Annotated in this window: 12 protein-coding genes; 11 read left to right on the top strand and 1 reads right to left on the bottom strand. The window is 71.8% G+C overall.

Annotation, left to right across the window (positions count from 1 at the left end; translation table 11 throughout):
* The first annotated feature begins 106 nt into the window (after window positions 1-106).
* The 11 genes from HT134_RS23680 (at window position 107) to HT134_RS23630 (ending at window position 12,430) form a co-directional block, all read left to right on the top strand.
* Window positions 107-1,096 carry a LacI family DNA-binding transcriptional regulator gene (locus HT134_RS23680; RefSeq protein WP_312888359.1) on the top strand — a complete coding sequence of 330 codons (990 nt, stop codon included), beginning with the start codon at window positions 107-109 and terminating at the stop codon, window positions 1,094-1,096.
* A 186-nt stretch (window positions 1,097-1,282) separates the two neighbouring features.
* The gene (locus HT134_RS23675) at window positions 1,283-2,266 is read left to right on the top strand and encodes a LacI family DNA-binding transcriptional regulator (RefSeq protein ID WP_175602706.1); all 984 of its coding nucleotides are present in this window, start codon (window positions 1,283-1,285) and stop codon (window positions 2,264-2,266) included.
* Between the two features lie 100 nt (window positions 2,267-2,366).
* On the top strand, window positions 2,367-3,347 hold the full coding sequence (locus tag HT134_RS23670; RefSeq protein WP_312888358.1) for an ABC transporter substrate-binding protein: 981 nt from the start codon (window positions 2,367-2,369) through the stop codon (window positions 3,345-3,347).
* A 70-nt stretch (window positions 3,348-3,417) separates the two neighbouring features.
* Window positions 3,418-4,926 carry a sugar ABC transporter ATP-binding protein gene (locus HT134_RS23665; RefSeq protein ID WP_246365012.1) on the top strand — a complete coding sequence of 503 codons (1,509 nt, stop codon included), beginning with the start codon at window positions 3,418-3,420 and terminating at the stop codon, window positions 4,924-4,926.
* On the top strand, window positions 4,923-5,936 hold the full coding sequence (locus tag HT134_RS23660) for an ABC transporter permease (protein ID WP_175602617.1): 1,014 nt from the start codon (window positions 4,923-4,925) through the stop codon (window positions 5,934-5,936). The genes HT134_RS23665 and HT134_RS23660 overlap by 4 nt, the downstream gene beginning before the upstream one ends.
* Complete coding sequence (gene yjfF, locus HT134_RS23655) at window positions 5,933-6,931, top strand: galactofuranose ABC transporter, permease protein YjfF (RefSeq protein ID WP_175602616.1); 999 nt, start codon at window positions 5,933-5,935, stop codon at window positions 6,929-6,931. The genes HT134_RS23660 and yjfF overlap by 4 nt, the downstream gene beginning before the upstream one ends.
* Window positions 6,932-6,997: 66 nt before the next feature.
* Window positions 6,998-8,623, top strand: a complete 1,626-nt coding sequence (gene araB / locus HT134_RS23650; protein WP_376768107.1) for a ribulokinase — start codon at window positions 6,998-7,000, stop codon at window positions 8,621-8,623.
* 8 nt (window positions 8,624-8,631) lie between these two features.
* Complete coding sequence (locus HT134_RS23645) at window positions 8,632-9,279, top strand: L-ribulose-5-phosphate 4-epimerase (protein ID WP_312888357.1); 648 nt, start codon at window positions 8,632-8,634, stop codon at window positions 9,277-9,279.
* On the top strand, window positions 9,276-10,736 hold the full coding sequence (gene araA / locus HT134_RS23640) for an L-arabinose isomerase (protein ID WP_175602613.1): 1,461 nt from the start codon (window positions 9,276-9,278) through the stop codon (window positions 10,734-10,736). Before HT134_RS23645 ends, araA begins: the two co-directional genes overlap by 4 nt.
* Window positions 10,733-11,968 carry an FAD-binding protein gene (locus HT134_RS23635; protein ID WP_312888356.1) on the top strand — a complete coding sequence of 412 codons (1,236 nt, stop codon included), beginning with the start codon at window positions 10,733-10,735 and terminating at the stop codon, window positions 11,966-11,968. Before araA ends, HT134_RS23635 begins: the two co-directional genes overlap by 4 nt.
* Window positions 11,969-12,037: 69 nt before the next feature.
* A complete protein-coding gene (locus HT134_RS23630; protein ID WP_175602612.1) occupies window positions 12,038-12,430 on the top strand; it encodes a DUF3224 domain-containing protein in 393 nt (130 codons plus the stop codon).
* Here HT134_RS23630 and HT134_RS23625 read toward each other — a convergent pair.
* On the bottom strand, window positions 12,418-13,419 hold the full coding sequence (locus HT134_RS23625) for a helix-turn-helix domain-containing protein (RefSeq protein ID WP_446685763.1): 1,002 nt from the start codon (window positions 13,417-13,419) through the stop codon (window positions 12,418-12,420). The two genes, HT134_RS23630 and HT134_RS23625, sit on opposite strands and share 13 nt — an antisense overlap.
* Between the last annotated feature and the right edge of the window lie 43 nt (window positions 13,420-13,462).

The raw sequence follows: 13,462 nt of genomic DNA, 5'->3' as shown, positions 1-13,462 counted from the left end.
GGTTTTCGGAAACGTAGAAGAAACATCGGAGCCTGTCAATGGGTGTTAAGGTGCGTGGCAGTTGTCAGGTGACTGAAAAGGGTTTCGAAACATGGCGGGTAGGCGCGTGACCATCAACGACGTGGCCTCCCTGGCGGGGGTGTCGATCGCCACGGCCTCCAAGGCGCTCAACGGGCGGCAGGACGTGCGGGCCTCGACCCGCGAGCGGGTGCTCGCCGCCGCCGCGGAGCTGTCGTTCCAGCCGAACGCCCTCGCGCGGGGGCTGCTGTCGGGGCAGACCCGCACGGTGGGGCTGCTCACCTCCGACAGCGTGGGCCGCTTCGGGATCCCGGTGCTGCTGGGGGCCGAGGACGCGTTCGGCGCCGGCGAGATGGCGGTGATGCTGTGCGACGCGCGCGGCGACGCCATCCGTGAGCAGCACCACCTGCGCGCGCTGCTGTCGCGCCGGGTGGACGGGATCATCGTGGTCGGCGAGAGCACCAACCCGCGGCCTTCGGTCAGCAAGGACGTCCCGGTCCCCGTCGTGTACGCCTACGGGCCCTCCGACGACCCGGAGGACGTGTCGTTCGTGCCCGACGACGTGGGCGGCGCGGCGATGGCCGTGGAGCACCTGCTCGCCCTCGGCCGGCGCCGGATCGCGCACGTCACCGGCCCCCGGCACTACAAGGCGGCCCGCGACCGCGCCGAGGGGTTGCGGATCGCGCTGGAGGCGGCCGGCTGCGAGCAGGCCGGCGAGACGATGTGGGGCTCGTGGTCGCAGCGCTGGGGACGGCACGCCGCCGAGATGCTGCTCATGGCCGAGCCCGGCGTGGACGCGGTGTTCTGCGGCAGCGACCAGGTCGCGGCCGGCTTCGTGGAGGCCGCCCGCGAGCGGGGCCGCTCCGTGCCCGGCGACATCGCGGTGATCGGCTACGACAACTGGGAGGTGCTGTCCACCGAGACGCGCCCCGCGCTCACGACCGTGGACATGAACCTGGAGCTGCTCGGCCGCACGGCCGCCCAGCACCTGTTCGCCGCCATGGACGGCCGGGCCACCCCGGGGGTGCACCGCATGCCCTGCCATCTGGTGATCCGCGACTCGACCGCCGCCGCGTGAGGAACCCCGTGCCCGCAGGGGAAGAGGGCCGGAACGGACGATCACAAGCGCGCATGTGACGTTTCCGTAATCCCGCGAGCTCTTGACGGGACCCATTGTTAACGTTCACAGTCTTCCCAGGCCCAGCGTGAGAGGGCCGGGAAGGAGCACCTCGTGGGATCGTCGCAAGCCCGGCGGATGCCGGTCATGGCGGACGTCGCCCGTGAGGCGGGAGTGTCGCACCAGACGGTCTCACGCGTGCTCAACGAGCATCCTAACGTGCGCAGCGAGACCCGCACCCGGGTTCTGGAGGCGATCGACAAGCTCGGCTACCGCCGCAACCTCGTCGCCCGCGCCCTGGTGACCAAGCACTCCCGGACGCTCGGGGTGGTCAGCTTCGACACCACCCTCTACGGCCCCGCCAGCACGGTGTACGGCATCGAGCAGGCGGCCCGCGCGGCGGGCTACTTCGTCAGCATCGTCAGCCTCAAGTCCATCGACCGCAGCGGCGTCCGCGACGCCCTGGACTACCTGGCTGACCAGGGCGTCGACGGCATCGTGGTCGTCGCGCCGCAGCGCTCGGCGGCCCAGACCCTGGCCGACCTGGCGCCCGGCGTGCCCATTGTGGCGGTCGAGGGCGGCGAGGCCGGCGACGTGTCGGTGGTCTGCGTGGACCAGGTCGAGGGGGGCCGGCTCGCCACCGAGCACCTGCTCGCGCTGGGCCACGAGACCGTCTGGCACGTGCGGGGCCCCTCCGACTGGCTGGAGGCCGAGGGCCGCGTGGCCGGGTGGCGGGCGGCGCTCGCCCAGGCCGGGCGCGCGGCGCCGGAGCCGCTGGCCGGCGACTGGAGCCCGCGCTCCGGCTACGAGGCGGGCCGCAGCCTGGCGTCCATGGCGGGCGTCAGCGCGGTCTTCGTGGCCAACGACCAGATGGCCCTGGGCGTGCTCAGGGCGTTCTCGGAGCAGGGGGTGAAGGTGCCCGACCAGGTGAGCGTCGTCGGCTTCGACGACATCCCGGAGTCGGAGTTCTTCTCGCCTCCCCTCACCACCATCAGGCAGGACTTCGACGCGGTCGGCAGGAACAGCATCGAGGTGCTCCTCCGGCAGATCGAGGGCGAGGGGCCGCGCGCGTGCGAGCGTCTCGTCGTCCCGCCCTCCTTCGTGGTCCGCGCCAGCACGGCGCGGGCCTGAACACCTATCGGCGATATCGGGGACATCGGGGAACACGAAAGCGCGGCGCTCGCGTCAGGTCGCTGATGTTAGCGCTCACATAAGGAAAAGAGGACTCCACGTGTTGAAGAGGATCTCGATGCTCGTCGTCGCCGGCCTCGCCGCCGCGACACTGACCGCGTGCGGCGGCAGCGGGGGCGGCAGCGGCTCGGGCGGCGGGGACGGCTCGATCACCATGGGCTTCGCGCAGGTCGGCGCCGAGAGCGGCTGGCGCACCGCGAACACCAAGTCCGTGCAGGAGTCGGCCAAGGCCGCCGGGATCACCCTGAAGTTCTCCGACGCCCAGCAGAAGCAGGAGAACCAGATCAAGGCGATCCGCTCCTACATCCAGCAGAAGGTGGACGTCATCGCCTTCTCGCCGGTGGTCGAGTCGGGCTGGGACACCGTGCTCAAGGAGGCGAAGAACGCCAAGATCCCGGTCATCCTCACCGACCGGGCCGTCGACTCCAAGGACACCAGCCTCTACAAGACCTTCCTCGGCTCCGACTTCGTCGAGGAGGGCCGCAAGGCCGGCAAGTGGCTGGTCGAGCAGTACAAGGACGCCAAGGACCCGGTCAACATCGTCGAGCTCCAGGGCACGACCGGCTCCGCCCCGGCCAACGACCGCAAGGCCGGCTTCCAGGAGATCATCGGGGCCGACCCCAAGTTCAAGATCATCGCCTCGCAGACCGGCGACTTCACCCGCGCCAAGGGCAAGGAGGTCATGGAGGCGTTCCTCAAGGCCAACCCCGACATCGACGTCCTGTACGCCCACAACGACGACATGGGCCTGGGCGCCATCGAGGCCATCGAGGGCGCCGGCAAGGTCCCCGGCAAGGACATCAAGATCATCACTGTGGACGCCGTGCACGACGGCATGCAGGCCCTGGCCGACGGGAAGATCAACTACATCGTCGAGTGCTCCCCGCTGCTCGGCCCGCAGCTCATGGACCTCGCCAAGAAGGTCGTCAAGAACGAGAGCGTCCCGGCCCGCGTGGTGACCGAGGAGACCACGTTCACCCAGGAGCAGGCCAAGACCGCGCTGCCCAGCCGCAAGTACTGACCCGGTGATCGGGCCGGCCGCCCCGGCCGGCCCGATCGCGCAGATCACGCGAACAGGAGGGGGCGCCGCCTTGGACGTACCCGCTCCGGTCCTGCGGATGAGCGGGATCGGCAAGCAGTTCCCCGGTGTGAGGGCACTGGACGGCGTGGACCTGCGGCTGCTGCCGGGCGAGGTCCACGCGCTCATGGGCGAGAACGGCGCGGGCAAGTCCACGCTGATCAAGGTCCTGACCGGGGTCCACCCCGCCGACTCGGGCACGATCGAGCTGGCCGGCCGGACCGTGTCCTTCGCCGGGCCGCTGGAGGCCCAGCAGGCGGGCATCAGCACCGTCTACCAGGAGGTCAACCTCTGCGCCAACCTGTCGGTGGCGGAGAACATCTTCATCGGCCGCGAGCCGCGCCGCCGCGGCCGCATCGACTGGAAGCGGATGCGGGCCCGCGCCGCCGAGCTGCTGCGGCGGCTGGAGCTCGACATCGACGTGTCCGCACCGCTGTCGTCGTACTCCCTGGCGCTGCAGCAGATGGTGGCCATCGCCCGCGCCATCGACGTCGAGGCCCGGGTGCTCATCCTCGACGAGCCCACCTCCAGCCTCGACGCGGGCGAGGTGCGCCAGCTCTTCCACGTGATGCGGCGGCTGAAGGAGGAGGGCATCGCCATCCTCTTCGTCTCCCACTTCCTCGACCAGATCTACGAGATCTCCGACCGGATGACGATCCTGCGCAACGGCCGGCTCGTCGGTGAGTACCTCACCCGCGAGCTGAGCCAGGTGGCGCTCGTCTCTAAGATGATCGGACAGGAGCTGGCCGAGCTGGAGCGCCTGCACGGCGAGGCCAGGACCTTCGACCGGCCCCTGGTCGAGGCCCGCGAGCTGGGCCGGACCGGGGCCGTCGAGCCGTTCTCGCTCACCATCCACGAGGGCGAGGTCGTGGGCCTGGCCGGGCTGCTCGGCTCCGGCCGCACCGAGATCGCCCGACTGCTGTTCGGCGCCGACCACGCGACCGGCGGCGAGGTCGCGGTCGGCGGCGCGCCCGCCGCGCTGCGCACCCCGCGGGCGGCGATGGCGCACCGCATCGCGTTCTGCTCCGAGAACCGCAAGCGGGACGGGCTCATCCCCGACCTCACGGTCCGCGAGAACATCGTCCTCGCCCTCCAGGCCACCCGCGGCTGGACCCGGCCCGTGCCGCGCGACCAGCAGGACGAGCTGGTCGGCCGCTACATCAAGGCACTCAAGATCAGCCCGCCCAACCCCGACCACCTGGTGCGCAACCTCAGCGGCGGCAACCAGCAGAAGGTGCTGCTCGCCCGCTGGCTCATCCTGGAGCCGCGGCTGCTCATCCTCGACGAGCCGACGCGCGGCATCGACGTCGGCGCCAAGGCCGAGATCCAGCGGCTCGTCACCGAGCTGTCCGACGGCGGCATGGCCGTGCTGTTCATCTCCGCCGAGCTGGAGGAGGTGCTGCGGCTCAGCCACCGGGTCGGGGTGCTGCGCGACCGAAGGCTGGTGGCCGACCTGCCCAACGACGACACCCTCACCACGGACACCCTCATGGAGACCATCGCGAGCGGGGGCCGGGCATGAAGCGACTCCTCTGGCCGCTGCTCGTCCTGGCCGCGCTGCTGGCCGTCAACCTGTTCTTCACCCCGTCCTTCTTCTCCGTCGAGATGAAGGAGGGGCACCTGTACGGCAGCCTCATCGACATCCTGCGCTTCGGCGCCCCGCTCATCCTCGTCTCGCTCGGCATGACCCTGGTCATCGCCACCGGCGGCATCGACCTGTCGGTCGGCTCGGTGGTGGCGATCTCCGGAGCGCTGGCGTGCCTGCGGATCAGCGAGGACGGGGGCGTCTTCTCCGCCGTGGTGCTGGCGCTCGGGCTGTGCGTGCTGCTCGGCCTGTGGAACGGATTCCTCGTCGCCGGGGTCGGCATCCAGCCGATCATCGCCACGCTCATCCTCATGGTCGCCGGGCGCGGGCTGGCCCAGCTCATCGCCGACGGGCAGATCATCACGGTCAACAGCCCGTCGTACAAGGTCATCGGCGGCGGCTACCTGCTGACCGTGCCGTTCGGCATCCTGCTCGTGCTCGTCGTGCTCGGCGTCACCGCGTTCCTGACCCGGCGGCTCGCGCTCGGCGTGCTCATCGAGTCGGTCGGCGGCAACGCCGAGGCCAGCCGGCTCGCGGGCATCCGGTCGCGCGGGATCGTCATCACGGTGTACGCCTTCGCCGCGCTCTGCGCGGGCGTCGCCGGGCTCATGATCAGCTCGAACGTCTCCAGCGCCGACGGCAACAACGCCGGCCTGTGGATCGAGCTGGACGCCATCCTCGCGGTCGTCATCGGCGGCACCTCGCTGGCGGGCGGCCGGTTCTCCCTCGGCGGCACCGTGCTCGGGGCGCTCATCATCCAGACGCTGACGACGACGATCTACTCGGTGGGCGTGCCGCCGGAGACCACGCTGCTGGTCAAGGCGCTCGTGGTGGCGGCGGTCTGCCTCGTCCAGTCGCCGAAGTTCCGTGACAAGGTGTTCCGCCGGGCCGGGCCGCGCTCCTCGCCCCGGCCGGCGGCCGAGGAGAAGGTGCGGGTGACGGCATGACGACGGCCATCCTCGACCGGCTCGGCGCGCGCGGCCGTTCCGTGCCCGCCAAGTACGTGCCGGTGCTCGTGACCGCCGGGCTGTTCGTGGCGATGTTCGTCGCGGGCGGCATCCGCTACGAGGGGTTCGCCACCGGGCAGGTGATCCTCAACGTCTTCATCGACAACGCCTTCCTGCTGGTGGTGGCGGTCGGCATGACGTTCGTGATCCTGACCGGCGGCATCGACCTGTCGGTGGGCTCGGTCGTCGCGCTGTCCACGATGATCTCGGCGAGCCTCATGGCGGGGCCGGGCTGGCCGCCGTACCTGGTGGTGCCGCTGGTGCTGCTCATCGGGTCGGCGCTCGGGCTGGTGATGGGCTACATCGTGCACGCCTTCGACATCCAGCCGTTCATCGTCACGCTGGCCGGGATGTTCCTGGCCCGGGGCCTGTGCTACACGATCGGCACCGACTCGATCCCCATCGAGGACCCGACGTTCACCGCGTTCGCGCAGACCAGGATCGACCTGTTCGCCGACCTGTGGATCTCGCCGAGCGTGGTGATCGCCGTCGTGGTCGTGCTGGTGGCGGCGTACGTGCTGCACTACACCCGCCTCGGCCGCACCGTCTACGCGACGGGCGGCAGCGAGCAGTCGGCCCTGCTCATGGGCCTGCCCGTGGGGCGGACCAAGGTGGCGGTCTACACGATCAGCGGCTTCTGCTCGGCGCTCGGCGGGGTGCTGCTGTCGTTCTACATGCTGTCGGGGTACGGTCTGCACGCCGTCGGCATGGAGCTGGACGCCATCGCGGCCGTCGTCATCGGCGGGACCCTGCTGACCGGTGGCTCCGGCTTCCTGCTCGGCACGGTGCTCGGGGTGCTGGTGCTCGGCCTCATCCAGACGGTGCTGAGCTTCGAGGGGACGCTGAGCTCCTGGTGGACGAAGATCTTCATCGGCTTGCTGCTGTTCGTGTTCATCCTGTTGCAACGTCTATTCTCGGCGCGGCGCCGTACCTGACCGTTCGTGCGGCGTGTGCCGTACCCGACCTGGAGAGTGTGTGTGAGCGTTAACAGTGACAGCTACGTGATCGGCGTCGACTTCGGCACGCTGTCGGGACGCGCCGTCGTGGTGCGCGTCGCGGACGGCGCCGAGCTCGGTACGGCCGTCCACGAGTACGCCCATCGCGTCATCGAGGACCGCCTGCCGGGCGGCGACGTGCGCCTCGGGCCCGACTGGGCCCTGCAGTCGCCGCACGACTGGCTGGACGTGCTGAAGACCGCGGTGCCCGAGGCCGTCGCCGCCGCGGGCGTGGACCCGGCCAAGGTCGTCGGCATCGGCACCGACTTCACGGCCTGCACCGTGCTGCCGACCACCGCCGACGGCACGCCGCTCTGCCACGACACTCCCGAGCGCCCCCACGCCTGGCCCAAGCTGTGGAAGCACCACGCCGCCCAGTCGCACGCCGACCGCATCAACGCCCTGGCCGCCGAGCGCGGCGAGCCGTGGCTGCCCCGCTACGGCGGCAAGATCTCCTCCGAGTGGGAGTTCGCCAAGGGCCTGCAGGTCCTGGAGGAGGACCCCGAGGTGTACGCGCGGGCCGAGCGCTGGATCGAGGCCGCCGACTGGATCGTCTGGCAGCTCACCGGGGTCGAGACCCGCAACGTCTGCACCGCCGGCTACAAGGGGATCTACCAGGACGGCGCCTACCCGTCCGAGGAGTTCCTGGCCGCGCTCAACCCCGGCTTCGCCGGCTTCACCGCCAAGCTCGGCCACGACATCTCGCCCCTCGGCGGGCTGGCCGGCCGGCTGACCGCCGAGGCCGCCGCCTGGACCAAGCTGCCCGAGGGCATCGCCGTCTGCGTCGGCAACGTGGACGCGCACGTCACCTCCGCCGCGGCCGACGCCGTCCGGCCAGGCCAGATGGTCGCCATCATGGGCACCTCGACCTGCCACGTCATGCCCTCCGACCAGCTCGCCGAGGTCCCGGGCATGTGCGGCGTGGTCCAGGACGGCATCGTGCCGGGCCTGTGGGGTTACGAGGCCGGGCAGTCGGGCGTCGGCGACATCTTCGCCTGGTTCATCGACAACTCCGTGCCCGCCTCCTACGCGCGCGCCGCCGAGGAGCGCGGCCAGAGCGTCCACGAGTACCTGACCGAGCTGGCCGCCGCCCAGGAGGTCGGCCGGCACGGCCTGGTCGCGCTCGACTGGCACAACGGCAACCGCTCGGTGCTGGTGGACCACAACCTGTCCGGCGTGATCGTCGGCCAGACGCTCAGCACCCGGCCCGAGGACGTCTACCGGGCGCTCATCGAGGCCACCGCGTTCGGCGCCCGCGTGATCGTCGAGACGTTCGAGGCGTCCGGCGTGCCCGTCGAGGAGTTCGTGGCGGCGGGCGGCCTGCTGAAGAACCGCTTCCTCATGCAGGTCTACGCCGACGTGCTGCGCCGCCCGATCTCGGTGATCGGCTCGGACCAGGGCCCGGCGCTCGGCTCGGCCATCCACGCGGCCGTCGCCGCCGGCGCGTACGCCGACATCGAGCAGGCCGCGGCCGCCATGGGCACGCGGCGCGAGAACGTCTACCTGCCCGACGAGGGCCGGGCCGACGCCTACGACCGGCTCTACGCCGAGTACCGCACGCTGCACGACTACTTCGGGGACGGACGCATGCTGCACACCCTGCGGAAGATCAGGAACGAGGCCGGCGCATGATCCAGCGCATGAGGAGGACGGTCAGCGACCTGCACGCCGAGCTCGTCCGGTACGACCTCGTCGCGTGGACCGCCGGGAACGTCTCCGGCCGGATCCCGGGCGAGGACCTGTTCGTCATCAAGCCGTCGGGGGTGAGCTACGACGAGCTGGGGCCGGAGAACATGGTCCTGTGCGACCTCGACGGCAACCTCGTGGAGGGCGACCACTCCCCGTCCAGCGACACCGCCGCGCACGCCTACGTCTACCGGAACATGCCCGAGGTGGGCGGCGTCGTCCACACCCACTCCACCTACGCCAGCGCGTGGGCCGCCCGGGGCGAGGCCGTCCCCTGCGTGCTGACCGCCATGGCCGACGAGTTCGGCGGCGAGATCCCGGTCGGGCCGTTCGCGCTGATCGGCGACGACTCCATCGGCCAGGGCATCGTCGAGACCCTCAAGGGCCACCGCTCGCCCGCCGTGCTCATGCGCAACCACGGCGTCTTCACCATCGGCAAGGACCCCAGGGCCGCGGTGAAGGCCGCCGTCATGTGCGAGGACGTCGCCCGCACGGTGCACGTCGCCCGCCAGCTCGGCGAGCCGCTGACCATCGCGCAGGACGACATCGACCGCCTGTACGACCGCTACCAGAACGTCTATGGACAGAGGAGCCCGCGTTGACCATCTGGTTTCTGACCGGCAGCCAGGGACTGTACGGCGAGGACACGCTGCGGCAGGTCGCCGAGCAGTCCCGGCGCATCGCCGAGGCCCTGCCGGTGCCCGTGGAGTGGAAGCCCGTGCTCACCGACGCGGCGGCGATCCGCCGCGTGATGCTGGAGGCGAGCGCCGACGACTCGTGCGCCGGGGTGATCGCGTGGATGCACACGTTCTCGCCGGCCAAGATGTGGATCGCCGGCCTCGACGCGCTGCGCAAGCCGCTGCTCCACCTGCACACGCAGGCCAACGTGGAGCTGCCGTGGAGCTCCATCGACATGGACTTCATGAACCTCAACCAGGCCGCCCACGGCGACCGCGAGTTCGGCCACATCCAGACCCGGCTCGGCGTCGCCCGCAAGACCGTCGCCGGGCACGTCAGCGACCCGCGCGTCGGGGAGCGCATCGAGGCGTGGGCGCGGGCCGCGACCGGCCTGGCCGAGCTGCGCACCCTCAAGCTCGCCCGGTTCGGCGACAACATGCGCGACGTGGCCGTCACCGAGGGCGACAAGGTCGAGGCGCAGCTGCGCTTCGGCGTCTCGGTCAACACCTACGGCGTCAACGACCTGGTCGAGGCCGTGGACGCCGCCGCCGACTCCGACGTGAACGCGCTGGTCAAGGAGTACGAGGAGCTCTACCACGTGGCGCCCGCGCTGCTCGGCGAGCGGCGCGAGTCGCTGCGCTACGCCGCCCGGATCGAGCTCGGCCTGCGCCGCTTCCTGGAGGACGGCGGGTTCAAGGCGTTCACCACGAACTTCGAGGACCTCGGCGGCCTGCGCCAGCTCCCGGGCCTGGCCGTGCAGCGGCTCATGGCCGACGGCTACGGCTTCGGCGGCGAGGGCGACTGGAAGACCTCGGTGCTGCTGCGCACCCTCAAGGCCATGGCGCCCGGCGGCGGCACCTCCTTCATGGAGGACTACACCTACGACCTGACGCCCGGCCAGGAGGTGATCCTGGGCGCGCACATGCTGGAGGTCTGCCCGTCGATCGCCGCGGACACCCCGTCGTGCGAGATCCACCCGCTCGGCATCGGCGGCCGGGAGGATCCGGTCCGGCTGGTGTTCGACGCGGCCCCCGGCCCGGGCGTCGTCGTGGGCCTGGCCGACATGGGCGACCGGTTCCGGCTCGTGGCCAACGAGATCGACATCGTCCCGCCGGCCGAGCCGCTGCCGGCGCTGCCCGTGGCCCGCGCGGTCTGGAAGCCCCGGCCCGACTTCCGCACCAGCACCGAGTCCTGGCTGACCGCGGGCGCCCCGCACCACACCGTGCTGTCCACGGCCGTCGGCGCCGAGGAGCTGACCGACCTGTCCGACATGCTGGGCGTGGAGCTGCTCGTCATCGACGCCGGGACGACGAGCCGGCAGTTCGCGAAGGAGCTGCGCTGGAACCAGGCGTACTACCGCCTGGCGCAGGGCTTCCAGTGACCGAGGACGTCGTGGCCGCCGGTCCGGCCAACTGGGCCGGCAACGTGGTCTTCCGCGCGTCGGGCGTGCGGCGGCCGTCCTCGCTGGAGGAGCTGCGGCGGCTGGTCGCCGGCAGCGCCCGGGTGCGGGCGCTGGGCACCGGCCACTCGTTCAACGACGTCGCCGACTCACCGGGCGAGCTGGTCGCGCTCGACCGCATGCCGTACGTCATGGAGATCGACGGCGGCGGGGACGGGCGGGCCGCCCGGGTGCGGGTCGGCGGGGGCGTGACCTACGCGCGCCTCGCCGCCGACCTGCACGCGCGCGGGTTAGCCCTGGCGAGCATGGCCTCGCTGCCGCACATCTCGGTGGCGGGGTCGGTGGCGACCGGCACGCACGGCTCCGGCGACGGCAACCGCAGCCTCTCGGCCGCGGTCCGCGGGCTGGAGCTGGTCACGGCCGACGGCTCGCTCGTCTCGCTGGAGCGCGGCGACGCCGGCTTCGCGGGCGCGGTCGTCGCGCTCGGGGCGCTGGGCGTCGTCACGTCGCTCACGCTGGACGTGGTGCCCGCCTTCGAGCTGCGCCAGTACGTCCGCGAGGACCTGCCCCGCGACGCGCCGTTCGAGGAGGTCATGGCCGGGGGCTACAGCGTCAGCCAGTTCACCGACTGGAGCTCCACCCGGGTGTGGCTCAAGCGGCGCACCGAGCTGCCGGACGGCGACTGGCTCGGCACCCGGGCGGCCGCCGGGCCCCGCCACCCGGTGCCGGGCATGCCCGCCGACAGCTGCACCGCCCAGCTCGGCGTGCCGGGGCCGTGGCACGAGCGGCTGCCGCACTTCCGGGCCGACGCGTCGCCGAGCGGCGCGGGCGACGAGCTGCAGTCGGAGTTCGCGATGCCGCGGGAGCGGGCGGCCGAGGCGCTGGCCGCGCTGTACGCCGTGGGCGACGCGATCCGGCCCGCGCTGCAGATCTCGGAGGTGCGCACGGTCGCGGGCGACGAGCTGTGGCTGAGCCCCTTCCACGGCCGCGACAGCGTCGCCGTCCACTTCACCTGGGTCAAGGACTGGGACGCGGTGCTCCCGGCGCTGCGGCTGGTGGAGGAGACGCTGGCGCCCTTCGACCCCCGGCCGCACTGGGGCAAGCTGTTCACCCGGTGGCCGGAGCCGTCGGAGCGCTTCGGGGCCCTGGTGCGCGCGTACGACCCGGAGGGGAAGTTCGGCAACGCCTTCCTGCGGCGCGTCGTGGGGGAGTGAGCCCGCCCGCCGGTCGTGCCTGAGTCGTACCTGACAGAAGGTGACAGGTACGACCGGCATCCTGGTCCCATGACCGCTCAAGGAACCTTCGACATCGACGGCGTGACCCCCGAGCCGCCCTTCTCCGAGCACGACGGCGTCTCGCTCGGCCGGATCACGCTGACCAAGACCTTCCACGGCGACCTCGACGCCACGTCGGTGGTGACCATGCTGGCCACGACGACCGAGATCGAGGACTCCCGCTCCTACGTGGCGGTCGAGCGGATCGAGGGCACCCTCGACGGGCGCAAGGGCAGCTTCGTCGTCCAGCACATCGCCGCCAGCGACCGGGGCGAGCCGTCGCTGCGCGTCACCGTCGCCCCCGACTCCGGCACGGGCGAGCTGCGCGGCATCCGCGGCGAGCTGGAGATCCACATCGCGCCCGACGGCTCCCACTCCTACACCTTCGACTACCGCCTCTGACGCGCTCTCCCCGCGTCCGGCGACGTGACCGCGGACGCGCCCGTCGTGGTGAAGGCGCGGCGGTAGGCCGACGGTGACGTCCGCATCGTGCGCGCGAAGTGCTGGCGGAACGTCACCGGGCTGTCGAACCCCACCGCGGCCCCGATCTCCTCCACCGGCGCGGCCGTGGCCTCCAGCATGGGCAGGCTGGCCGCCACCCGCTGCGAGATCACCCATCGCAGCGGGGTCGTGCCGGTGCGCCGGCGGAAGTGCCGCAGGAACGAGCGCTCCGACATGTGGGCCACCCGCGCCAGGTCGGCCACGGTGATCGGCCGCGCCAGGTCGGCCAGGGCCCACTCCATCGCCCGGGCCACCGCGTCGTCGTCCTCGACCGGCCGTACCGGGGCCTCGATGAACTGCGCCTGCCCGCCCTCCCGGTGCGGCGCGACGACCAGACGGCGCGCCACCGCGTTGGCGACGCCGGGGCCGTGGTCGGCGCGGACGAGATGGAGCAGCAGGTCGAGCCCCGCCGCGCTGCCCGCGCTGGTCAGCACGTCGCCGGCGTCCACGTACAGGACCGAGGCGTTGACCCGCACCGCGGGGAAGCGGCGCTGGAGCAGGTCGGTGTACTTCCAGTGGGTGGTCGCCTCGCGCCCGTCGAGCAGGCCGGCCGCCGCCAGCGCGAACGCGCCCGAGCAGATCGACACCACGCGAGCCCCGCGGTCGTGGGCCCGCCGCAGCGCCGCGACCAGCCCCGGGGACTCCGGCCCGCGCACGTCGGGCACACCGGGCACGATCACCGTGCCGGCCTCGGCCAGCACGTCGAGCCCGTGCTCCGCCTGGAGGGTGAACCCGCCCACCGCGCGCAGCGGGCGCGTCGTCTCGGCGCAGACCCGCAGGTCGTACCAGGGAACCCCCAGCTCGGGCCGCGGCAACCCGAAGATCTCCACGACGCAGCCGAGCTCGAACGGCCCCATCCCGTCGAACGCGAGCACCGCGACGGTCGGCAATGGAGGCGTCAGCGAGATCGGGATCGCCATGGGCGCATGTTAG

The sequence above is a fragment of the Nonomuraea rhodomycinica genome (assembly GCF_013363995.1).
Lineage (GTDB): Bacteria > Actinomycetota > Actinomycetes > Streptosporangiales > Streptosporangiaceae > Nonomuraea > Nonomuraea rhodomycinica.
Note: the sequence above shows the minus strand (reverse complement) of the source record. Positions and strands in the feature narration are given on the sequence as shown.